Source organism: Bradyrhizobium sp. HKCCYLS20291 (assembly GCF_051167715.1).
Classification (GTDB): Bacteria; Pseudomonadota; Alphaproteobacteria; order Rhizobiales; family Xanthobacteraceae; genus Bradyrhizobium.
This window is the reverse complement of sequence record NZ_JBNPTO010000006.1, coordinates 360,865-382,642: the sequence shown is the minus strand read 5'-3', so window position 1 is coordinate 382,642 and position 21,778 is coordinate 360,865. Positions and strand designations below refer to the sequence as shown.

Genomic DNA, 21,778 nt, shown 5'->3' with positions numbered 1-21,778 from the left:
GAGGCTCATCCTCAGTGGAACATCTGCACGTTGGAGGGCTGGTAGCCCTGCCCCGGCGCGAGGAAGCGCCGGAGCTGCTCGCGCCCCTGGTCCTGTGCGGCAGCGCGCAGTGCGTTATCGAGGCTCTGGGCCCGCCCCTGAGCGGCCACCGCGGCCGTGAGATCGGCAAGCTGCTGCGCCTGCAGCGCCAGGATCTGGTTGCCGGCTTGGGTCACCTGCAGCGCGCCGCTCGCGCCCTGACTGGCCGCGACCAGTGCCGCCGACTGGCTCTTCACCGCGTCGAGGTTGCCGACCACGCCGGCCTGAACCTTGAGGGCATCCTGCAAGGCCGCCACCGACGTCTGCCAACGGGCCTGCGCATTGCCGACGAGATCCTGGTTGGATGTGTTGCCGTTGGCAGGCGCGTATGTCGTCTCAAATGCGCGGTCGATCTGCTGGACGTCGTAGGACAGCCGCTGAGCCTGTTTCAGTAGGTCTTGCGTCCGCTGGATCGACTGCTGCAGCTGCGCCAGCGAGGAATACGGCAGGCTAGCCAGGTTCTTCGCCTGATTGATCAACATCTGCGCCTGGTTCTGCAGCGACAGGATCTGATTGTTGATCTGCTGCAACTCGCGCGCGGCTGTCAGAACATTCTGGGCGTAATTGTTCGGGTCGAAGACGACCAGTTGCGCTCGCGCCGGCGCAGCCGTCACCAGAACAACGGCCACCACGTGCGCCACCAAACGACCCATCCGCCTCATCCCTGGGTCTCCAGGTTCTCGAGGCCCGGAATGAGGTCGGCAGCCCAGCCGACATTGCGGTGCCGAAGCCACGCCGCGACAAATCCCTCCTTCCCGGCTGCCGCAAACGCGTCCGCAACGGCGGCCTGATCTGCCTTTGACGAGACGGCAGCAAACGCAAGCCCGACCTCCCCCAGCCCGAGCTCGAACATGCGATTGCCGCGGCGCGACTGGCAGTAATAGTCGCGCTTCGGGACTGCCCGGCTCAACAGCTCGATCTGCCGATCGTTGAGCCCGAAGCGGCGATAGATCGCCGTGATCTGCGGCTCGATGGCGCGCTCATTGGGGAGCAGGATCCGGGTGGGACAGCTCTCGATGATGGCGGGCGCAATCGACGATCCGTTGATGTCAGACAGAGATTGGGTCGCGAAGACGACGGATGCGTTCTTCTTGCGCAGGGTCTTCAGCCATTCGCGCAGCTGTCCGGCAAAATCGGCATCATCCAGCGCCAGCCAACCTTCATCGATGATCAGCAACGTCGGGCGGCCGCCAAGGCGCTGGGCGATCCGATGAAAGAGATAGCCAAGCACCGCGGGCGCTGCGGCTGTCCCGATCAGCCCCTCGGTCTCGAACGCCTGCACCGATCGGTCGCCGAGGGCCTCGTGGTCGGCATCCAGCAGGCGGCCTTGCGCGCCATCGAGGCAATAGGGCTTGAGCGCTCGCTTGAGGCTGTTGGACTGCAGCAGCACGGACAGCCCGGTCAGCGTACGTTCCGCCACGGGCGCTGACGCCAACGAGGTCAGAGCTGACCAGAGATGCTCCTTGGCCTCTGGGGTCACGACAATCTTCTCGTGAACCAGGATGCTCGTGATCCAATCGACGGCCCAGGCGCGCTCGCCGATATCGTCGATGCCGGCCAAGGGCTGCAGCGCGACGGCGGCCTCCGTCTCCGCCGACAACGCGCCACCAAGATCGTGCCAATCTCCGCCCATGGCGAGCGTAGCGACACGCATCGAGCCGCCGAAATCGAATAAGAAGATCTGCGCGCCGGGATAGCGGCGAAATTGCAGGGCCATCAACGCCAGCAGCACCGACTTGCCCGCCCCTGTCGGTCCGACGACCAGCGTATGCCCGACGTCACCGACATGCAGCGAGAAGCGGAACGGGGTCGCGCCTTCCGTCCGGCCGAATAGCAGCGGCGGCGCTTTGAGGTGGTGATCGCGTGTCTCGCCGGCCCAGACCGCCGATAGCGGGATCATATGGGCCAGGTTTAGCGTCGACAGCGGCGGTTGCCGGACATTGGCGTAGACGTGGCCTGGGAGGCCACCGAGCCAGGCTTCGACAGCGTTCACACTCTCGGCCATGCAGGTGAAGTCGCGCCCCTGGATGACTTTCTCGACCTGACGCAGCTTCTCGTCTGCCCGTTTCGGGTCGGCATCCCAGACCGTCACCGTTGCTGTCACATAGGCCTGACCAACGTCGTCGGATCCCAAGTCCTGCAGAGCCGCATCGGCATCAACCGCCTTGTTGTGCGCATCCGTGTCGACGAGGCTCGCGGCCTCGCTGGTCATGACCTCCTTCAGGATCGCCGCCAGCGACTTGCGCTTGGCGAACCATTGCCGGCGGATGCGCGTGACGAGCTTCACGGCATCCTGCTTGTCCAACATGATCGCGCGCGTGGACCAGCGGTAGGGAAACGCAAGCGCGTTCAGATCGTCGAGAATCCCCGGCGTGGTGGCAGAGGGAAAGCCGATGATGGTGAGGACCCGCAGGTGGACTGATCCCAGCATGGGCTCGAGCCCGCAGGTCAGCGGCTGGTCGGCGAGCAGCCCGTCCAGATGCATCGGGATTTCCGGGACCCGGACCCGCTGGCGCTGCGTCGAGATCGTCGAATGCAGATAGCTCAGCACCGCATCGTCACCGAGCCAGCCGCATTCCGGCATGAAGCCGGCGATCAACTGCAGGATGCGGTCGGTACGGTCGATGAAGCTACGCAGGATCTCGCGACCATTGACGCCGTCCGATTGCGGCCGGCCCTCATAGAGTACGCGCTCTGAACGGGCCACGTCTTCCCGCGGCGGCAGGTACAGAAACGTCAGGTAGTAGCTCGACTCGTAGTGAGCCCCCTCCTCCTCGAATTGCGCCTTGCGCTCGGCATCGACCAGCGCAGACGCCGCATCCGGAAACATGCAAGGCGGATAGGCTCCTGTCGAATGCCGCTGCGCCTCGACGAAGATCGCCCAGCCCGATCCGAGCCGCCGCAGCGCATTGTTGAGACGAGCGGCGACAGCGACCAGTTCGGAGGCGACGGAGCTCTCCAGATCGGGTCCCCGGAAGCGCGCCGTCCGCTGCAGCGAGCCGTCCTTGTTGAGGACAATGCCTTCATCGACCAGCGCGGCCCAGGGCAGGAAATCCGCAAGCCGGATGTTGGCGCGGCGATATTCGGCGAGATTGAACATGGCTGACCTCACTGACCGAGATGACCGGGAGTGCGCAGGTGACGGCGCACGACTTCGATGAAGGACGGGTCACGCTTCGTGGCCCAGACCGCGATCATGTGGCCGACGAACCAGAGCAGCAGGCCGAAGAACCAGAGCCGGAGCCCCAGCCCGAGCGCGGCCGACAACGTGCCATTGACGATCGCAACCGAACGCGGCGCGCCGCCGAGCAGGATCGGCTCGGTCAGGGAGCGGTGGACCGGAGCGACGAAGCCCTTGACGTCCTCTTCCATCAGATCACCACCCCGCCGCCGAAAGCGAAGAACGACAGGAAGAAGCTCGACGCCGCAAAGGCGATGGACAGCCCGAACACGATCTGGATCAGCCGCCTGAAGCCGCCTGAAGTCTCGCCGAAGGCCAGCGACAGGCCGGTCGTGATGATGATGATCACCGCGATGATCTTGGCGACCGGTCCCTCGACGGAGAGGAGGATCTGGTTGAGGGGTTGCTCCCAGGGCATGTTCGAGCCCGCTGCCCAAGCAGGAGACGCCAGTAGAAGCAGGGCCGCTACGGTCACCCAGCCCGCTCCAACACAACGCTGTTCCGTCCACTTCACCATCACTGATCCTCCAAGGGCACGAGAAGGTAGTCTCCGGTCGAAGCGAGTCCCTCGACGCGGACAAGCTCGCTCAAGCGTCGTTCCTGGCCGCGGCCTGTCAGCACCGCGATGACATTGATCGTCTCAGCGATCAGAGCGCGCGGCACAGTAATGACGGCTTCCTGAATCAGTTGCTCGAGTCGCCGAAGCGCGCCGAGTGCCGAGCCCGCATGGATCGTGCCGATCCCGCCTGGATGACCGGTGCCCCAGGCTTTCAGAAGATCGAGCGCCTCGGGGCCGCGCACCTCGCCGATCGGAATGCGATCGGGACGCAGCCGAAGCGATGATCGGACAAGGTCAGACAGGCACGCAACGCCATCCTTGGTTCGAAGCGCCACGAGATTGGGTGCGCGACACTGCAGTTCGCGCGTGTCCTCGATCAGAACGACGCGGTCTGCGGTTTCTGCGACGACGGCGAGCAGAGCGTTGGTCAGCGTCGTCTTTCCAGTGGAGGTGCCGCCGGCCACCAGGATGTTGCAGCGATCGAGGACCGCTTGCCGCAAGCTGCTGGCTTGCGCTGGATTCATGGTTCCAGAGGCAACGTAGTCGTCGAGCGTGAACACCGCGACGGCAGGTTTGCGGATCGCAAAGGTCGGGGCGGCGACGACGGGCGGCAGCAAGCCCTCAAACCGTTCCCCTGTTCCCGGCAATTCGGCTGAGACGCGAGGCGAACCTGCATGGACCTCGAGCCCAACATGGTGCGCGACAAGGCGGATGATCCGCTCGCCGTCAGCGGCGGGGAGCGTTTCACCCGTGTCAGCCAAACCAGACGCGAGACGATCGGCCCAAAGCCTGCCGTCCGGGTTGAGCATCACCTCGACGACACTCTGATCATCGAGAAGCTGCGCAATGGCCGATCCCAAAGCCGTCCGCAGCATGCGCGTGCCGCGCGAGACCAACTGCGCCTGAAGGACTTCGACCACCCCGTTCTCCGATCCTGAGAGCGCGAACATCCCCTCTTCGCGATCGGATGATCAAAGAATGCAGAAGCAAGCATGGAGCAAGGACCACTCCGCTCCGTTCGTGCTCTGGCGTAGGAAAGCGCAAAGTCCAAAAGCACCGCGCCAAAGGATCGCGGCTGACCTGCGCCTGTTCGATGTCAGTTCACCACGTGCCCGAAGTTGCGGGATCGCTGATCAAAATTGGGCGCTCGTGGGAAGACGCAGCATCGTGTCCGCTGGGCTCGTCGACATCCAGACCGAGCTGAAGGTTGGTCGGTTCCCTCTCTCGCTTCCCACGCGGAATTGCGAACCAAACCAAAGCCGCGAACTGCAGCGCGACGTTCACACCGAAAGCCACCTGATATGCGAAGATCGGATAGTGACCATCATGCTGCGCCCACTGCGCTAGCACCAGACCGGTCCCGTATTGGGCGAGAAATCCCCATCCAAAGTGGACGACGTTCAATACGCCGTTCGCGCGCCCGGCCATCTCCTTCGGAAAGTAGTCTGAGATGATCGCAAAGCTTAGCACCGTCGCCGCGCCCACGATCGCAATCATCAACCAGGGAACGATCGAGGGCACCGGTAGCCGGAATACCAAAGCCAGCTGGGCCAGGATGAACATCGCGCCGACGATCGCCAGCAATGTCTCGGACCTGATCCCGTTCCTGCGCGTCCAATTGGCCAGGGTGCCGAGCAACCACGCGCCGAGGCTCAGCATGATCGCCGTTTCACACAGCGCCGTCACCACCTGGCTTCGTGTCATGCCCTCCACTTCGGTCAACCACGCCGGCGCCCAGAGTCCTTGCATCGACCAGGCAGATCCAATGCATGCTCCCGACAACGGCGCGATCTTCCAGAAACGTCGATCGGTCAAGATGCTCCACAGGCCACCACCAGCTGGTGCGGCAGCTGCATCGCTTTCGCGTTCGGGAACCAGGAAGTAAATCAGGACAGCAGTGCCTGCCGTGGCGACCGCCAGGATGTCAAACATGTCGCGCCATCCGGTCCGAGCCAGAACCGCTTCGGCCGGCAACGTCGCCGCGACGGCGCCGAGAGCACCGAGCATGACCATGTAGCCGTTGACGAGTGCCACGCGCTCGCGCGGAAACCAGAGAACGATCGCCTTCAGCCCAGCGGTCAGAGCCGCCGCGACGCCCAGCCCAATCACAGCGCGTGATGTCATCAGCGAGATCGGTCCGGTCGACCGCGCAAATCCAGCCGCTCCCAATGCCGCGACCACGAGCAGCGCACTCTGAACGCGCCGTGGTCCGTAGCGATCGAGCATCATCCCGACCGGAATTTGGGCGGCCGCAAGAACCAGGAAATAAACCGCCGTGATCAGACCTAAGTCCGCGGCGTTCAGTCCAAGCTCGGAGGCCAGGCGTTCGGAGACCACGCCATTGATCGTCCGGAACAGGTACGACAGGAAATAGCCTGCTGCGAACGGCATGAAGACGAGAGCGACAACGAGCCAGCCGGAGATACCGGCATTGCTGACCGCCTCGGCTTGGGCGCCTTTTCGACCGAACATGAAGTCCGGCACGGGACGATCAGGATCGATTACGCTGGAACGCTTAGCGCATCTCGTGCGACGCGAGGCGAAAGGGATCCTCGCCGCCCTCCTCGGCGGCCGGCATTCCCCACGACACTTCTGTGGTCGGAGCAGCAGTCAGAACCGGACGTGTACGACGGGTTGGAGCTCCGAACGGCAACTCCTCGGCCTTCTGCTGCTGATCTAAAAATCCGACGCCCCTCGCCTGCTCCCGGGTCTGCTCTTCGACGTCATCAACGCGCGCGGCCGAGCTCGCTTTGTTGGCCGATGCATCAGGACCGTTGTCTCGACCGAGAGACGTCAAGGCCAGGTGATAGCGAGCATGGAGCGCGACCGTGTCATTGAGCGCCCTGAGATCGCACGTGATGCTCTCAAGTTGCCGTTCCAAGCCAGCAAGGCGATCCTGCTGCGGCAGAGGGTCCGCTGGCTCGGCGAGGAACCGCTCCAAGGCCTTCTCAATCAGGACGGCGCGGTTGACACATCGCTGCTCAGTCGCCCCCTTCAGGCGACCGAGGATCTCATCCGACAGCTGCAGCGTGATCTTTTTCTTCATCATTCGGACCCCGTTTGGTCCGTCGATAAGCGGCCCTGCGCTGGATGGCATCCACGGCGAGCCGGCCATCGCGGTACGGCGCAGAAAAAGAAGCCGTGGCGTAAGCGTCGATGCGGTTCTGCCCGCCCTCGTCAGCTGCTGGGCTCCTCCGGCGCCTTCCTCACAAAATCCTCCGGGATCTCGCGTAAAAAGCTCTGCCCCTTCTGGAGGCGCCGGCCGAGTGCCTCGACGAAACCCTCGAACCGTTCGCGTCCCTTGATCTGCGCCGCCGACTGAGCCTCGTTTGGAAGCGGCGGCGTGACGGTCAGCCAGAAGCGGACGAACAGCGCCAACGTCTCCGCGAGAATTCCAACGTCCCGCTCCAGCCGCTGCATCTGGCGCGACAGTCGATCTAGCCTGCGCGTAAAGGCAGCCTCGCGCCGGTCAGCCCCATCGGGCGACAGGAACGACAGAACGGCAGCCTCCACGATTGCCGAGCGCGACAGCTTCTTGCGATCGGCGAGCTCCGTGATCTGCTTCAAGAGCTCGGGCGGAAAATAGACATTCATGCGATCACGCATCGACCGTCCTCACAGGCCCATGTCGTCGCCGGGATCAAGCGCAGCCTGCCGCGCTACGCGCGTCATGGTCGGATCGCGGCCACCATTCGGAAGTAGCGCCTGATCGTCGTCGAGCACCACCGAGAACTCGTCTACCGGATCGACGACGGTGGCCTCACTTGCGATCGCGACGTGCTCAGGCAGCTCGGGCTCCCGGCGCAAGCCGCCATTGGCTTGATCATCGTGGGCGGACGATGGATCTTCGGATGTGGACAGCGCTGGCGATATCGGCGCCAGCGCCGACCATGCATCCGCTCCTTCCGTCAGCACGGGCTTTGCGATGTCTGGCGGCGGGAGAACACGCGTGACCAGCCTCTGGTCCTCGAAGTAGCGGACCTTCTTCGCCCGGATCGGCGGTGCGCCGGCGACCATCACAATCTCGTCCGCCGGCGGCAGCTGCATCACCTCGCCCGGCGTGAGCAGCGCCCGCGGCGTTTCCTGGCGGGAGACCATGAGATGTCCAAGCCAAGGTGCGAGACGATGGCCGGCATAGTTCTTCATCGCACGCATCTCTGTGGCAGTGCCGAGCGCATCCGACACGCGTTTGGCAGTCCGCTCATCGTTGGTGGCGAAGCTCACCCGGACATGGCAGTTGTCTAGGATTGCGTTGTTCGGCCCGTAGGCTTTCTCGATCTGATTGAGCGATTGCGCGATCAGGAAGCTCTTGATGCCGTAGCCGGCCATGAAGGCGAGCGCGGACTCAAAAAAGTCGAGCCGCCCGAGCGCCGGAAACTCGTCCAGCATCATCAGCACGCGATGGCGCCGCTCCCGTGCCTGCAGATCCTCGGTCAGCCTTCGGCCGATCTGGTTCAGCACGAGCCGGATGAGCGGCTTGGTCCGCGAGATGTCCGAGGGCGGCACGACCAGATACAGCGTCGCCGGCTCGTCACCCGCAATCAGATCCGCGATGCGCCAGTCGCACCGGCCGGTGACCTCGGCCACAACGGGATCACGGTAGAGGCCCAGGAACGACATAGCGGTGGACAAGACCCCTGACCGTTCATTCTCGGATTTGTTCAGAAGCTCGCGCGCGGTCGATGCGATGACGGGATGCGGACCAGGCTCGCCGAGATGCGGCGTCGCCATCATGGCCATCAGCGTCGTCTCGATCGGCCGCTTCGGATCGGACAGGAAGGCTGCAACGCCAGCCAAGGTCTTGTCGGCCTCGGCATAGAGGACGTGCAGGATGGCGCCGACCAGCAGCGAATGACTGGTCTTTTCCCAATGGTTGCGCTTGTCGAGCGAGCCTTCGGGATCGACCAGGACGTCGGCGACATTCTGGACGTCGCGGACCTCGAAGGCCCCACGCCTAACCTCGAGCAGCGGATTATAGGCCGATGCCTTCGGGTTGGTCGGGTCGAACAGCAGGACCCGGCCATGCCGCGCCCTGAAGCCGGCTGTGAGCTGCCAGTTCTCGCCCTTGATGTCGTGAACGATCGCCGATCCCGACCAGGTCAGCAGCGAGGGCACGACAAGGCCTACGCCCTTGCCCGACCGCGTCGGCGCAAAGCATAGCACGTGCTCCGGTCCGTCATGACGGAGATAGCACTGCCCTAGTCGCCCGAGCACCACGCCATCCTCACCGAGCAGCCCGGCTTTCTCCACCTCACCTGGCTCGGCCCAGCGCGCGGATCCATAAGTCGCAACGATCCGCGCTTCCCGGGCCCGCCAGAGCGACATGCCGATCGCGGCAGCAACGGCCAAGAGGCTGCCGAGCGCTGCGATGGCCGCGCCCTCTGTGAACACGCCGGGCGCATAGGCATCGTAGACGAACCACCACCAGAAGAACGCCGGCGGCCAATAGACCGGCCATCCTGCAAGCCAGAACCAGGGCGGTCCCAATCGCGCCTGAAACGCCAGCCGCCAGGCTGTCCATTCCGTCGCGCCCCAGACCGCAATCAACACGATCAGTGACACCGCAAGAATTTGGCCCCAGAGGATTCGGGTCGCTGGCATGATGCTCTCCTGATCTGATCAGAGGCCGAGGTCGCGCTTGCGACCGAGCTGCCATTCGATGCCGCCGGCCTTGGCGAGGCCTGTGACGGTCTTGCCGAGCCGGCTGTCGAGCTCGCGCGACCAAGGGACCAGGTAGAAGCCAAGCCCGTTGTCGATCATGGCGAACCGGCCGGACGCGAGCGCCAGCCGCTGGCGATAGGTCCCGGCGACTGCTGCACCCGGCGACACTGACTGAAGCGGCAGATTGAACTGCGCCGACAACCGGGCACCGATCGAGTCGAGCTCTCGCTGTCGCAAGGTCTTCAAGAGATCCCTCTGCACGATGATCCGCTGGCCTTGCCGCCGCGCCAGTCCCTGATCCGCGAGATGCTCGGCCCGCGCGCGAAGAGCATCCCGCGTTTCGGCACCGAACCCGCCAAGCGCCAGCGGCATCGGCTCCCGTTCGACCAACCGATGATCGAGCCAGGTCGCGCCCTCCGCGGTGATCTGTTCGGCCAGACCAAGATCCGACCGTGTCGCAAGCAGCAGGGTTGGCCTTGCGTCGTCCGCCCCGCCGAAGCGCCTGACCTCGACGATGCCGCCAACCGGCGGCGCCTGGGCAAAGGCCTCGGCACCACGGAACCGGACATGATGTGCCCGGCCGTCGACGCCATCGATCACGGCGTAGGCCTCGCCGGTCAGTTCGTCGTGCAGCCCGCGGTCGACCAGCCGGCCGACAATCGGCGACCCAGCAGCCGATCCTTCGATCGCGTAGTCGGCCACCGAGCGCTCTTCCCCGCGCGCCGCGAAGGCCTGGTGCATCGTCTTGATGACGTCTCCCCGCAAGCCGAGCTCGCGAAGCTTCCGCTCCGCACCGAGTTCGATCATCCACTCGTTGGGGCCGGCCGCGCTCGCCAGCCCCAAGCGTTCGAGATATTGCAGGCGCCCGCGCATGAGCCGGGCCACCTCTGGGTCAGGAAGGCCCGCCGCTTCCTGCCGAAGATCGATGGCGCCAACCTCGTCCGCTGCCATCCGGATCTCGCGATCGAGCCGCGTCCAGCGATCAGCCGTGATCTCTCGCTCGAGTGAGTTGCGGATCTCGTGTTCCGGCTTCGGGCCGAGCTCGATCGCCACCAGCTCTTCAGCGCGCGAACGCAGGCCGCGGCTGATGTAGTCACGGGAGATGACCAAGTCGGTGCCGGTCTCGTCGACGCCGCGCACGAGGACATGGACGTGCGGATTGTCCGTGTTCCAGTGATCAACCGCAATCCATTCCAGCCGCGTCGAAAGATCGGCCTCCATCTGCCGCATGAGATCCCGCGTGAATGCCCTGAGGTCCACCATGTCGGCCGCATCCTCCGGGGACACGATGAAGCGGAAATGATGCCGATCACCCTTGCCCCTCGCCTCGAATCCAGCCTCGTCCGCTTGATCGCCAGCCGCATCGAACATCCGGGCCGGCTCACCTTTGCGGGTGACGCCATCGCGCTGAAGATAGGCGAGATGGGTCGCCAGAGGCGCTGACCGAAACGCGCGCCCCGCGTGCCTCGCGATCCGCGCCTTGACTGTCACCCGGCGCACGGGGACGAACAGACGCTCGCGGCTGAAGCTGAGCCGGCCGCGGCCGAAGGTCGAGTGAGCCCGCACCGCATGACGTCCATTGATCGTCGGCAAGCGCGCGACGTGACCGGCGGCATTGGCAGCCCGCAGCACACGATTGATGAAGCTCTTGGCCTTAGTGCCCCGCCCATGACGAATGCGCCCAGGGCGGATGCGGAACTCGCGCTCGCTGGTGCTCATGCAAAGCACCCCTGAGCCGCGAAACTTACTACAGTGCCGAAAACAACATTGATCGTGCTACCAAAAACCTCGAGCGCGGCACGCGCTCCGACCGACCGGCACGGTTGAACGCAAGCCATGTCAATGGCTTGCTGTTCAACAGGCGAGCCGCTTTTATCTTGCCCTAGAAAATCGCCTGACTCTGACCTGACCTTCGCGGCCCTATTAGTTCGTGCGTTCGCGCTTTGTGTCGTACTCTCGGACAGTCCCGAGAAGAAAAGACGATCTTGAAACAGGTCGAGAACGCTCGCGACCGCCAATGGCTCACGATATGGGCTGATCCGTTCGTACGAAGTCGGGCCCGACGCCTTCCGGATCGTCGGCCGATGCACATCGGAGATGTGGATGAATGGCTTCCATATGAGGGAGGAACTGCACCGGAATCCGCATAATACTTGCAGAAATCGCAACGCTCGACCCGGCGAACGGAGCGCACGAGGCCGCACCGCAGACGCTTGCTCGGGAGTGTATTCGCGACCGAGACGGCACCCAAACCTGCAATGTTGCGCAGTCGAACCATGACCATTTAGTGGTGCGACGTGCGTTGCGACGCAGTTCCACTGCACCGGTGGCGACGGAGACAGGTCCACCGTGAGCTGGCATCTGGCTGTCTCAACGTCGACATTGGCGTCAGCACTAGTGCTAACACTGGTGCTAGCAGCGCTGCTAAGGGTGCCTGGGCCGCAGCAGAATTCCACGAGCTCAGGCAGCTGCCTTGTACACCGAGTGCAGACCGAGTGCATTATTGCGGCTCCCTCGTCCAAATCGGAACTGCGCGTCCGACGACATCCGACATCGCCGTCAAACCGAAATATCGGCCATCCAGCGAGACCTCCGATTGCCAGTTCATCAGGAAGATCTGCCCGTCGCCGACGATGCGGCAGCCCTGCCAATCCGGCAGCGGATGGCCCCGTCGATCGGTCTGTTGCGCGGCTCCGACCTCGACATCATCCACACTGATCGCGAGCTCGCGGCGACACACGGTTTGGCCGGGAAGGGCAAGGATCCGCTTCAGCATCGGCACGCCGTCCGACAAGTAGCCGCCGGCCGCAAGCAGCGCCGCGAGCCGCTCTTGAGGCCTCACAACAACCAGTTCGGTGACGTACCAGTCGCTGACCGGCTGCACGGCATAGAGCCCGATTGGCACGCTTTCAGAGGCATTCCAGATCAAGCGCGGCCGCAGATCGAGCACACTCGTTCCGAGTAGAAGCGCAACGCCGGAGAGCATCGTCACGGCGATGGAGAAGCGCCCGCTCATGGCATGATGCTCCGGCGATACAGCCAGGCCCGGTGCCGCAGCAGCGTGTAGGGCCGCGGCGGTTCATTGGCCGTGAAGCGGTTCTGAACGTGACGCCAATGATCCGGTGCGACATCCGCCGGATCGATGCCGAGCGCCTCGATCGCGTCGATGTGCTGCAGCACGCGTTCGACCTTCGGCCAGCCGAACACTTGCAGCAGGATGGCAGCGCCAGGACCGACGAAGGGCACGGTCGCGCACGCCTCGCCGGCGCGGACAGCCTGCAGAATATCGATCCGCGACAGTACCGTGCCGTAGTCATTCGATGACCAGCGGACGAACGCAAACACGCTGCCAGGCGTGAATGAGACCACGCGGCGGTAGTGATCGAGTCGCAGCTCTTGAACGGTTTGGCCGAAACGGATGCGGTTCTCGATCTTGCCCTGCAGCCATAGCAGCTGGACGCGCGTCAGCTCGCTCATCGGATCATCTTTCGGCTGGACAGGATTGGGAGGCGCTGGAGGGCCCGGCACGAGCGCACAGAGGGCTGCTCGAGCATGCCTGAAGACCGCCCACGCAGAGGCGGCAGGCGTCCACCGGTGCGGCGCTGACGGTGCCCGTTAGACAAAATCCGAAGGATTTTGCAGTTAGGTAAGTTAAGGGGCCGAAAAGCTAAGCCGCGAGAGCGACTTAAGACCGATTCTGGTCCCCGATAGCACGAGGATCCGGTCCCCGATAGCACGAGCCTTGCGGTCCCCGATAGCACGAGACAATTCACAGCTTGTCCCCTGCAGCGCTCGGTGAGTGATGCCTGGCGAAGCGCCGAGCGACGGGATCCGTCACGGCGGCCGTGAAGTTCAGCCGCTCGGTCCCGTTCGGATCGCGGCTGAGCACGAGTTCGTAGCCCGGCAATGTCTGGCGGCGGACGATCTCGCGCAGGTCGTAGGCAAAATGTTTGAGCGGTGAGAGGCTGCCGGACTTGGCATGGAGATAGCCGAGATCGAAGCTCCAGCCGCCATCCTGATGACCGCCATGCTTGCGCACGAGACGATAGAGCCAACGCTCCAAACCGCCCGTGAGTGCGAAATATGCGCGGTCGATCGTCAGCACGAGCGCATCGTCGATGACGCCCGAATAGAACCAATCCGGCAGGATCAGCTGCAGTCCGGACGGCTTGCCATGCGCATCCGCGGTCTCCTTCCACTCGTTGATCCAGGAGAAGCGATGCCGCCGCCGCTCCGTCGGCTGACGGATCGAGGTCAGCACGGTCGTCGACTGCAGACGGTCGAGACCGGCTTTCAGACGATCGTAATCGCGCACGCCCGTACCGCGACCAACGAACGTCAGAATCTCATACGGCGTGGCCGCCATCAGGCGCGACGTCTTCAGTCCGGCGTCACGGGCTTCGACGATCTGAGACGCTGCCCAGATCAGAACATCCGCATCCCAGATGGTCGCCATGCCGTGCTCTGGGACGGCCTCGACACGGATCGCGACGGTCCCTGCGCGGAAATCGATCGGCACCACGCGCTTGGCTTTGGCCAGCGAAAAGAACGGATAGGCCATGAGATCCTGCGCATCCCGCGGCGCGAGATCGCCAGGAAGCGCGCGAAACAGGTCGAGCTGCGCACGCTCGGATTTGCGCAAATGACGCATGCTCACGCCCGCACAGCCCGCTGCACGCAGCGCTCTTTGCCTGCGTAGGGAACGAGGCCGGGATGTCGCTTCGCCGGCAGAACCGTCCCCTGCCCTGGATCGGCGGTCGACGTTTTGATGCCGCGATCAACCCAGGCTTTGAGGTCGTCGAGCGCATAGACAACGCGGCCGCCGATCTTGCGATAGGTCGGGCCAGTGCCGTAGGTCCGATGCTTCTCGAGCGTGCGGCCGGACAGGCCGAGATAACGCGCAGCCTCGGGTGTGCGAAGAAAGCGCTGCGGAAGACCGGCCAAGGAATCGGACATCTGGCAACCTCCAGGACAGACCTGCGCGCTTGCGCGTAGTGCAGCGCGTCGACGGTCAGCATGGAGGCGTAGGCCAGCGAAGGGGGATGCCGCAGATCGAGGGGGTGGTTTCCGGCCCCCTCATCGAATGCGGAAAGGCTATTCGTCCTTGCGCGGAGGTCGCAGGAGTTTCCGATATCCTCCGTGGACCAAGGACAGGCCGTCCTTTACCAGACGACGGGTAAGGCTGCGCACGTCGTGCGTCTTCCACGCGCGTGCAGGAATGCGCGCTGCGCCGAACAGCACTTCTGCAATCGTTCGATAGCTGTTGCCCTGCTGCCAGCCGTCGAGCGCGCGCAAGATCAGCACAAGGCGCGTGCGGCGCTGCTCCGACAAGCCGTCGGAGGCAGGTCCAAGCGGTTGCGCACGCAGTGCACGCCAGAGACGGTCGGCGGCATCGTGGCGCATCTTGAAGTCGCGGTCATACGGCAGCAGTACCGCGTAGGAGACAGTGCTCAACGGCTTCCTGCGAAGCCACACGCGGTGCTGGCCCGTGCCGATTCGAGCGACGACATGCCAGCCGTCTGTCGCTCGGCGTAGTTGATCCTGCGCGAACGAAGGCAGCTTTACGATCGGCGCAACGACAGGCACACGCGTGCCGATCTCGACAAGCGCCAACACAGTCGACAACTCTTCAGGCGCCCAGAACACAGGCTGGGCATCGAAAGGCAGCTCGGGATCAGCTGCGAAATATCAACCCCCAATGCTTCCGGAAGTTGGCGGGCGCACTGCGATCAGGATGAGCTATCGCTGAGAACTGCGTACAATAGTTCGAAGATCGGCGAACGCTCTCCCAAGCAAAGCCTGGACGGTCCGCGCGATGAAGGTTCGCGTAGGCCTTGGGTGCGCGCCAATCGAATTCCGACATCGTGCTGTCCTCATCAGGTTAGGACTGCAACGCAACAGACCAATGATGGCGCCATTTAAGATTGTTGAAGAGATTCTTGACTCGCGCAGGTAAAGTGATGCGGGCTACCGCCTGAACTAACTACACGATTGCTTGAGGCGATCGAGTTCCGTCCTGGTTGCACAACTTCAGGTCTCTGGGGGACTACGTAGGAAGCCCTTGTAGCCTTCCTCCGACAGCCACTTTGCACGCGCCAGATGACTGTCGAATGCGCGGCGCGCGCGTTCGGGTTCGCGGACCGGATCAATGTGCAGAACGATCTGCGCGACCTCTTCCCAGTCAGCGCCGGCCTTCTCGGCATCGAGAAGGCGGAGATAAGTGACGAGGTGCTCCTCGTCATACCGGGTCAGAACAGGATCGCTCGGAGCCGTATCGGCGACATCAGGATCAAGCGGGGGAAAGGACATCGGTCAGAAACCTACAAAGGCAAACACAACTTTTCGTTCTTGGCCGACAGCAGAAGGAGCAGCTCTACATCCGATGGGGACCGGCACCATTAGTCAATGCAATCAATTGCTTGGTGTCGATTTGTAGAAAATACTCCGTGGTGAAATACTCGACAAGCCTGTGCTGTCTTGGAGATGAACATCCGAGACGTCTTGGCCGCCAACTTGAAGCGCTTGCGCCGAACCAAAGGCATTTCGCAGGAAGAACTCGCCCACCGCGCCGATATCGATCGGACCTATATCAGCCTGGTTGAGAGAAGCCGCAATGCCGTTTCGATCGACGTGCTCGCCGCTCTCGCGGCTGGCCTCGGCGTCGAGCCAGCAGACCTTTTGAAGCCGACGCCGCCGACAGTGGATCTCAACAAGACGGGGCGACGTATGCGAAACCGGTAATGCCAAAGCGTGCTCAAAATTTGGCGTTGACGTTTTCCCCTGCAGTCCCGTGGCTTCACGGCCCAGGCGTTCCCCGACGCCTATGCGGGGCCCACAGATGGGGTCGGTCAGGCCTCTCGCCCCAAGACGTAGCGGCTCCCCTTTCAGCCTATGGGCTGGAATCAATGAGCCATGAGCACTCTCACCCGCCGCCGGGATAAGGAGTCGCCGAACGAGACTTGGCACATCTACTTCGGTGATGTGCAGGCCGGCACGATTGCCAAGCGCACGGAAGGTCCTCCCGGTTCGACCGCTTGGCAGTGGTTCTGCGGCTTCTACCCGGGCAGTCATCCGGGTGAGCACAAGGTCGGTCGGGCCGTGAGCTATCAACAGGCGCGTGATGCTTTCCAAGCGGCCTGGAGCGTTTTCTCGTCCAACAGGTCGCCGCGCGATTTCACAGAATGACGCGAGCACAGAGCCTTCACATCCTGGAAATATGCGATGTGGGACGCGGGATGCCGTCTGCCGACTCAAACCAAGTCGGGGCGGTCAGCCTGCTTCTGCGGCAGTGCCGATGCTGTGTGGTGACCCAGACGTGGTCTAAGCGACTGCTTCATCGGGTAACTTGAGGATCGTCAGGATCTCGTCGTTCGGCAGCAGGATGGACTGCTCCTCGACCTCCGAACGGTCGCAACCTTTGAAGTTGAACCAGGCTTCCGCGGGAGTTTTCCTGGGAAAGTTCTGCTCGGCCTCGCCGTCGAACAGCATGTGTCCGGCATAGCTCTCTCGGTCGAGCGCATCGGACGGAAACCACCAGTTGTGGACCATCTTCGAGCGCCTGAACCAACGTCGACGCGTCTTGCCGTGACAGACGACGATCATGGGAAACCGGTTCATGCATGCAATCTTGACCGCAGTGGCCGTGTTGCTGACGCGAAACTCGTCGGCGAGTTCGCGGACGGCCGACAACGTGGGCCGCTTCATCTTTCGGACGCGCGGACCGACCATGAAATCCGGGAGGATGAGATCGGAGGCGAAGTCGTCGGCTTGGCGTTCGGGGTTGAGGGCGTCGTCGCGGAAATTGCAGACTTCGTCCTTCCCGCAGAAGAGGATGCGGCCGCGGTGGTGGTGCCAGTGCCCAAGTTCGTGGGCGAGCGAAAATCGCCTCCGTTCAGGCATGCTGAGGCTGTTCACCGATATCACGGCCTTGCGCTTCGTGCCGATGATCCTCGCCTCGCATCCGTCCATCGGACGGTAGTTCACCGCGGCGCCCCTGGTCCACGCGATGGCGTCCAGATCGATATCCTTCGGCTCCGATATGCCGAGATCGATCAGGATGCGCTCCGCGGGAGTGATAGCTGTCATTCCTCCGGGTCGCCTTCGTTTTCCAGCGCTTCCAGTTGGGCGAGGTCGTCCAGGGCGCCCTCTTCGTCGCGCGCCGAGAGCTTCTTTCCTTGGCGAGCCGCCATCATCATGCCTTCCATGTTTTCGCCGGCGCCGGAACGCATGGCTCCGAGCTTGCCTCGGACACGCTCCCTATCGATCGCGGAAACGTTCGAGGGCTCCGACCCGCGGGTGGCTATCGCAGCCTTGGCCTGATCGAGCTTGGCCTTTCCGCAGGAACGCTTCGCCTGCTCAAGTATGGCGTCCATTTCCGCGACGACCTTGGTCTCGTCTAGGCCTTCTTCGGCCAAGAGCTCCCGCAGTTGCCCTGGCGAGGCGTTCAGAATGTCCTCGTCGAAGGCGTCGGAGATGCGCTGCAGTTCGTTGCGTCCGCGATTCTTCCTGGTCATGACGGAAGCCCTTCCGGGAATCTCTTCTTCACGGCCTTTTTGATCCGTCGCATGGCGTAGTCGTACGCCGCCTGATCGATGCCGATCTCATCCCTCAATTCCTTTCCGCGTTTTCCGTCCGCGAGCGCCATGATGACGAACTGCGCTTCCTCGTCTCCGTCGAGGCATCCGTAGATCGCGGTTACTATGTCGGTATCTTCCTGTTCGATGAGCGACAGTTCTGGATTGTGCTGGTCGGTGAGGACCTGCAGATCCTGGATGTCCTCCGCGTTCGATTTCGAGTTCTTCCGCTCGCGCTTCAGCTTCGCACGACGGTGGTAGGCGAGGTTCTGCATCGTCTTCGCGAGGAAGGCGATCAAGGGGATGACGATCGGGCACTTCCGCCTGCCGATCAGGGTGAGGCAGAGGGCGTCGTGGTAGAGTTCGCCGTCACCGAAATCGGTGCCGGAGCGGCGCCGTCGCTCGATCAGCTTGAGACGCAACTTGTCCTCGGCGGAAAAAACCTCAAGCGCCTTCAGCACCTCCTCGGGAGCGAGATGCTCTGGATCCTGCGGTCGGGTACCGCTCACGGCTTCCGTGTCGCTCATAGATTTTAGCGGCTGCTGCCCCTGTATGCCGGCCTGGAACGCCTTTTCGGACAGTCGGACGAAAATTTTCACCGGAGAGTCCGAAACGGCTGACCCCGGCGGCATACCAGCGTGACGGCGCCGAAACGAGGTCGGCCGGACGGTCAATCCTGCCAGAAAGCGTCGCGGAACCAAGACCGTGCGCTCACCGGAGTGTATGGCAATGCCCAAGAACATCGTCGTCTTCTCCGACGGCACCGGCCAGGACGGTGGTGCCCGTCCGGAGCAGCGGATCAGCAACATCTACAAGATGTACCGCATCTCGCGCGATCACGCGGAGACTGGCATCGATCCGTCCCGGCAGGTCGTGTTCTATGACGCCGGCCTCGGCACCGACATCGGCACCACGGCGCTGACGGCGCCGGTCCGTTTCGTCCAGAAGCTGCTGGGATCGGTCACCGGCGCCGGCATCAAGCGCAACATCGCCGACTGCTACGAATTCATCGTGAACCACTACGAACCGGGCGACCGAATCATGCTGTTCGGCTTCAGCCGTGGCGCCTACACGGTTCGCAGCCTGGCCAACCTCCTTATGCTCTGCGGTGTGCCGACCAAGGGCCCGGACGGACCGTTGATGCGCTACCGCAAGCAGGTCAAGGACATCGCCAAGGAGGCGGTCGACACCGTGCTCGAGCACGGCGCCGGCCATCCGCGCGAGCAGTACGAAGCCGAGCGCCTCGAACTGGCGCGGCGCTTCCAGGTCAAATACGGCTCCGGAGACGGCAGCCAGTCCAACGTCGCGCCTTACTTCATTGGAGTCTTCGACACCGTGGCGGCCCTCGGCGCGAGCGGCCTGCGCTACTTCGTCATCCAGGCGGGGCTGGCCGCTGGCGTGGCCGCCGCGGCGTTCGTCGGCGGATTCCTGCCGGCCGTCGGCATCGCGCTGCTATGTTCGTGGCTAGGCGCCGGCTTCATGCTCTCCGGCTTCCTTGCACAGATCGTTATCGTTGCCGGCGCGCTCGGCGCGTTCTGGTACTGGCAGAACAAGTCCACGACCAAGACGATCGTCGACTACCCCACCCCCGGAGAATCCCGCTCGCACAAGGCAGAGTGGAAGGGAGCCAACTTCGACCGGCTCCTCAGCCGCCATGTCGCGTTCGCGCGCTCCGCCAACGCGATCGACGAGCGGCGGAAGGACTTCGACCGCGTCGGCTGGGGCGGCGGCAACGAGGGCGCCCCGGTCTTCCCCGGGCACGAAAGGCTGCGCCAGTGGTTTTTCGCCGGCAATCATTCCGACGTCGGCGGCTCTTATCCGGAGCCCGAGTCCCGCCTGTCCGATGTCGCGCTGGAGTGGATGTGCCGGGAAGCGATCTCGGTTCCCGACGGCCTGATCACCGGCCCCATCTACGTCGACGGCATCAAGATGGAAGGGTCCGGTGACGTCGGCCAAGCGCTGAATATCCGCCCGGACGCCGGAGGCATTCAGCACTGCGAGATCGCCGGCATGCGCGACACCATCGACGCCATGGCCGACGCATTGCCGAACTGGAGGTGGCTGCGCCATCTGCTCAGCTGTCAGAACTGGGAGGTCAAGATCCGCGACATCGGCAACGCTTCCAAGGTCCATCCGACGGTCGGCCGGCGGTTCGAGCTTCCGTCGGTCGTGCAGTGCTCAGCAGGATCGGCTCCCTATCGACCGGACGCGCTGGCCGGACACGACGACTTCAAGCGGTACTATCCGACCAAGGCGGAAGCGACATGAAGCTGGTCTCGCTATTTGACGAATTCCTGAGGGATACGGTCAACCTCAACAAGACCAGGATCGATCTCCTCGAAGCCAGCATCCCGGCGCTCAAGTCCTTCGTCCACGATTCCGACTGGAAGCCGAAGGTACGCACCTTCGAAGAGCAAGGTTCGTGGGCGCATCAGACGATCATCAGGCCCGTCGACAACGGCGAATTCGACGCCGATCTTCTCGTTATGGTCGACCCGGTCGAAGGGTGGTTGGCCGCCGAATACGTGGAGAGTCTCGGCCGCGTATTCGCCGCGAGCAAGACCTATGAGGACAAGGTCAAGACCTGGGACTACTGCGTTACGATCACCTACGCCGGAGACCGCAAAATCGACCTCGCGCCCTGCGTCGTGGGCAGGCGCTGGGACGGTAGCATGGAGGTCTGCAACAGGAAGGGCGGCTTCGAGCAGACGGCGCCGGTCGACTACACGGCGTGGATGAAGGAAAGAAACGCCTACTCGGGTAACAATTCCTTCCGCAAGGTCACCAGGCTTGTGAAGTATCTGCGCGACATCAAGGAGACGTTCACCTGTCCTTCCGTGCTCCTGACGACGCTGCTCGGCAACCAGATCCAGTGGCTCGACAAGGGCTCCGATGCCTTCGCCGACGTGCCCACGACGCTCAAGACCGTGATGGGGCGTCTCGACAACTGGCTACAGATGCATCCTACCAAGCCGCCAGTGACGAACCCGAAGCTTTCGACCGAGGATTTCTCTCCTCTGTTCGGCACCGACGATCAGTATTCGAACTTTAGGACGGTGATCTCCCGTTACCGCAAGTGGATCGACGAGGCGCACGCGACCGAGGGCCGGCAGGAGAGCATCAAGGCGTGGCAGAAGGTGTTCGGGACGGAATTCGCCAAGGGGGATGTCGTGAAGGCCGCGGCGGACAGCATCTCCGAGAGTACGGAGCTGTCTCTCGTCAGCCGCTTCCTCGACTCGACGGCTGCCCATCTGAACGGAATCGTCGATATGGTGAGAGACTACGGAATATCGATCCTGCCGCCGAGCTTCGCCCGGCCGCCGCACATGCAGACGCCGAGGTGGCGCAGCATCCCGCAGCCGGTCGACATCGCCGTCTCCGCGGAGTGGCGCCCCACAAGCAGATCTCAGTCCGCCAGGATGGTGGCCGCCGGACAAGCGTTGCGGGCCGAGGGTGGACTGTACTTCCGCGCATCCCTCGTCGACGGCACGCCGGTACCGCCCGAATACTGCGTCGAATGGCGGATCACGAACACCGGCGCGGTGGCGATGTCGGCCAAGGCGGGCCGTGGTGGATTCGAGGTATCGAACACGGCGGACGGCCGATGGGAGGAGTTGGCTTACAGGGGCATCCACATGGCGGAGGCCTTCGTCGTACGTCGAAGCGACGACGTACTGGTCGGTGTGAGCAAGCCGTTCTACGTCGTCATCGAATGAAAAGGGGCCA

Annotated in this window: 24 protein-coding genes; 4 read left to right on the top strand and 20 right to left on the bottom strand. The window is 63.4% G+C overall.

What is annotated here, in order from left to right:
- Positions 1-11: 11 nt before the first annotated feature.
- The 17 genes from trbJ to ACQR07_RS16745 all read right to left on the bottom strand — a co-directional run bounded on the left by trbJ (position 12) and on the right by ACQR07_RS16745 (position 15,788).
- On the bottom strand, positions 12-740 hold the full coding sequence (gene trbJ, locus ACQR07_RS16825) for a P-type conjugative transfer protein TrbJ (RefSeq protein ID WP_434903334.1): 729 nt from the start codon (positions 738-740) through the stop codon (positions 12-14).
- The gene (gene trbE / locus ACQR07_RS16820) at positions 737-3,178 is read right to left on the bottom strand and encodes a conjugal transfer protein TrbE (RefSeq protein WP_434903333.1); all 2,442 of its coding nucleotides are present in this window, start codon (positions 3,176-3,178) and stop codon (positions 737-739) included. The genes trbJ and trbE overlap by 4 nt, the downstream gene beginning before the upstream one ends.
- 8 nt (positions 3,179-3,186) lie before the next feature.
- On the bottom strand, positions 3,187-3,450 hold the full coding sequence (locus ACQR07_RS16815) for a VirB3 family type IV secretion system protein (RefSeq protein ID WP_434903332.1): 264 nt from the start codon (positions 3,448-3,450) through the stop codon (positions 3,187-3,189).
- A complete protein-coding gene (locus ACQR07_RS16810) occupies positions 3,450-3,776 on the bottom strand; it encodes a TrbC/VirB2 family protein (protein ID WP_434903331.1) in 327 nt (108 codons plus the stop codon). Before ACQR07_RS16810 ends, ACQR07_RS16815 begins: the two co-directional genes overlap by 1 nt.
- Positions 3,776-4,768, bottom strand: a complete 993-nt coding sequence (trbB, locus tag ACQR07_RS16805; RefSeq protein ID WP_434903330.1) for a P-type conjugative transfer ATPase TrbB — start codon at positions 4,766-4,768, stop codon at positions 3,776-3,778. The genes ACQR07_RS16810 and trbB overlap by 1 nt, the downstream gene beginning before the upstream one ends.
- A gap of 151 nt (positions 4,769-4,919) precedes the next feature.
- Positions 4,920-6,290 (bottom strand): MFS transporter, encoded by a 1,371-nt coding sequence (locus tag ACQR07_RS16800; RefSeq protein WP_434903397.1) that lies wholly within the window; start codon positions 6,288-6,290, stop codon positions 4,920-4,922.
- Positions 6,291-6,333: 43 nt separating this feature from the next.
- Positions 6,334-6,867: a hypothetical protein gene (locus tag ACQR07_RS16795; RefSeq protein ID WP_434903329.1), complete on the bottom strand. Its 534-nt coding sequence runs from the start codon at positions 6,865-6,867 to the stop codon at positions 6,334-6,336.
- A gap of 128 nt (positions 6,868-6,995) precedes the next feature.
- Entirely contained in the window at positions 6,996-7,424 is a 429-nt protein-coding gene (locus tag ACQR07_RS16790; RefSeq protein ID WP_434903328.1) for a CopG family transcriptional regulator, read from the bottom strand.
- 9 nt (positions 7,425-7,433) lie between these two features.
- On the bottom strand, positions 7,434-9,419 hold the full coding sequence (locus ACQR07_RS16785; RefSeq protein ID WP_434903327.1) for a conjugal transfer protein TraG: 1,986 nt from the start codon (positions 9,417-9,419) through the stop codon (positions 7,434-7,436).
- Between the two features lie 18 nt (positions 9,420-9,437).
- Complete coding sequence (locus ACQR07_RS16780; protein ID WP_434903326.1) at positions 9,438-11,198, bottom strand: relaxase/mobilization nuclease domain-containing protein; 1,761 nt, start codon at positions 11,196-11,198, stop codon at positions 9,438-9,440.
- Positions 11,199-11,979: 781 nt separating this feature from the next.
- On the bottom strand, positions 11,980-12,495 hold the full coding sequence (locus tag ACQR07_RS16775; RefSeq protein WP_434903325.1) for a S26 family signal peptidase: 516 nt from the start codon (positions 12,493-12,495) through the stop codon (positions 11,980-11,982).
- Positions 12,492-12,956, bottom strand: a complete 465-nt coding sequence (locus tag ACQR07_RS16770) for a DUF2840 domain-containing protein (RefSeq protein WP_434903324.1) — start codon at positions 12,954-12,956, stop codon at positions 12,492-12,494. The genes ACQR07_RS16775 and ACQR07_RS16770 overlap by 4 nt, the downstream gene beginning before the upstream one ends.
- Positions 12,957-13,248: 292 nt before the next feature.
- Positions 13,249-14,130 carry a replication initiator protein A gene (locus ACQR07_RS16765; RefSeq protein WP_434903323.1) on the bottom strand — a complete coding sequence of 294 codons (882 nt, stop codon included), beginning with the start codon at positions 14,128-14,130 and terminating at the stop codon, positions 13,249-13,251.
- Positions 14,131-14,132: 2 nt separating this feature from the next.
- Positions 14,133-14,435, bottom strand: a complete 303-nt coding sequence (locus ACQR07_RS16760; RefSeq protein ID WP_434903322.1) for a helix-turn-helix transcriptional regulator — start codon at positions 14,433-14,435, stop codon at positions 14,133-14,135.
- Positions 14,436-14,573: 138 nt separating this feature from the next.
- Complete coding sequence (locus ACQR07_RS16755; protein WP_434903321.1) at positions 14,574-15,095, bottom strand: DUF2285 domain-containing protein; 522 nt, start codon at positions 15,093-15,095, stop codon at positions 14,574-14,576.
- Between the two features lie 58 nt (positions 15,096-15,153).
- Complete coding sequence (locus tag ACQR07_RS16750) at positions 15,154-15,342, bottom strand: transcriptional regulator domain-containing protein (RefSeq protein WP_434903320.1); 189 nt, start codon at positions 15,340-15,342, stop codon at positions 15,154-15,156.
- A 167-nt stretch (positions 15,343-15,509) separates the two neighbouring features.
- Positions 15,510-15,788 carry a DNA -binding domain-containing protein gene (locus ACQR07_RS16745; RefSeq protein WP_434871236.1) on the bottom strand — a complete coding sequence of 93 codons (279 nt, stop codon included), beginning with the start codon at positions 15,786-15,788 and terminating at the stop codon, positions 15,510-15,512.
- A gap of 174 nt (positions 15,789-15,962) precedes the next feature.
- Here ACQR07_RS16745 and ACQR07_RS16740 point away from each other — a divergent pair, with 174 nt between their 5' ends.
- Complete coding sequence (locus tag ACQR07_RS16740) at positions 15,963-16,220, top strand: helix-turn-helix domain-containing protein (RefSeq protein WP_434903396.1); 258 nt, start codon at positions 15,963-15,965, stop codon at positions 16,218-16,220.
- Positions 16,221-16,391: 171 nt separating this feature from the next.
- Positions 16,392-16,664, top strand: a complete 273-nt coding sequence (locus ACQR07_RS16735) for a hypothetical protein (RefSeq protein ID WP_434903319.1) — start codon at positions 16,392-16,394, stop codon at positions 16,662-16,664.
- Between the two features lie 135 nt (positions 16,665-16,799).
- On the opposite strand, the gene ACQR07_RS16730 is transcribed toward ACQR07_RS16735, so the two are convergent.
- From ACQR07_RS16730 to ACQR07_RS16720, 3 genes are read right to left on the bottom strand one after another with little or no spacing between them, the layout of a single operon-like run.
- Positions 16,800-17,564: an ImmA/IrrE family metallo-endopeptidase gene (locus tag ACQR07_RS16730; RefSeq protein ID WP_434903318.1), complete on the bottom strand. Its 765-nt coding sequence runs from the start codon at positions 17,562-17,564 to the stop codon at positions 16,800-16,802.
- A complete protein-coding gene (locus ACQR07_RS16725; RefSeq protein ID WP_434903317.1) occupies positions 17,561-17,992 on the bottom strand; it encodes a hypothetical protein in 432 nt (143 codons plus the stop codon). The genes ACQR07_RS16730 and ACQR07_RS16725 overlap by 4 nt, the downstream gene beginning before the upstream one ends.
- Positions 17,989-18,651, bottom strand: a complete 663-nt coding sequence (locus ACQR07_RS16720; RefSeq protein WP_434903316.1) for a sigma-70 family RNA polymerase sigma factor — start codon at positions 18,649-18,651, stop codon at positions 17,989-17,991. The genes ACQR07_RS16725 and ACQR07_RS16720 overlap by 4 nt, the downstream gene beginning before the upstream one ends.
- Before the next feature lie 130 nt (positions 18,652-18,781).
- On the opposite strand from ACQR07_RS16720, the gene ACQR07_RS16715 reads away from it, so the two are divergent.
- Together ACQR07_RS16715 and ACQR07_RS16710 are read left to right on the top strand one after the other, a co-directional pair.
- On the top strand, positions 18,782-20,320 hold the full coding sequence (locus ACQR07_RS16715; RefSeq protein ID WP_434903315.1) for a DUF2235 domain-containing protein: 1,539 nt from the start codon (positions 18,782-18,784) through the stop codon (positions 20,318-20,320).
- A complete protein-coding gene (locus tag ACQR07_RS16710) occupies positions 20,317-21,768 on the top strand; it encodes an SMODS domain-containing nucleotidyltransferase (RefSeq protein WP_434903314.1) in 1,452 nt (483 codons plus the stop codon). Before ACQR07_RS16715 ends, ACQR07_RS16710 begins: the two co-directional genes overlap by 4 nt.
- Positions 21,769-21,778 lie beyond the last annotated feature (10 nt).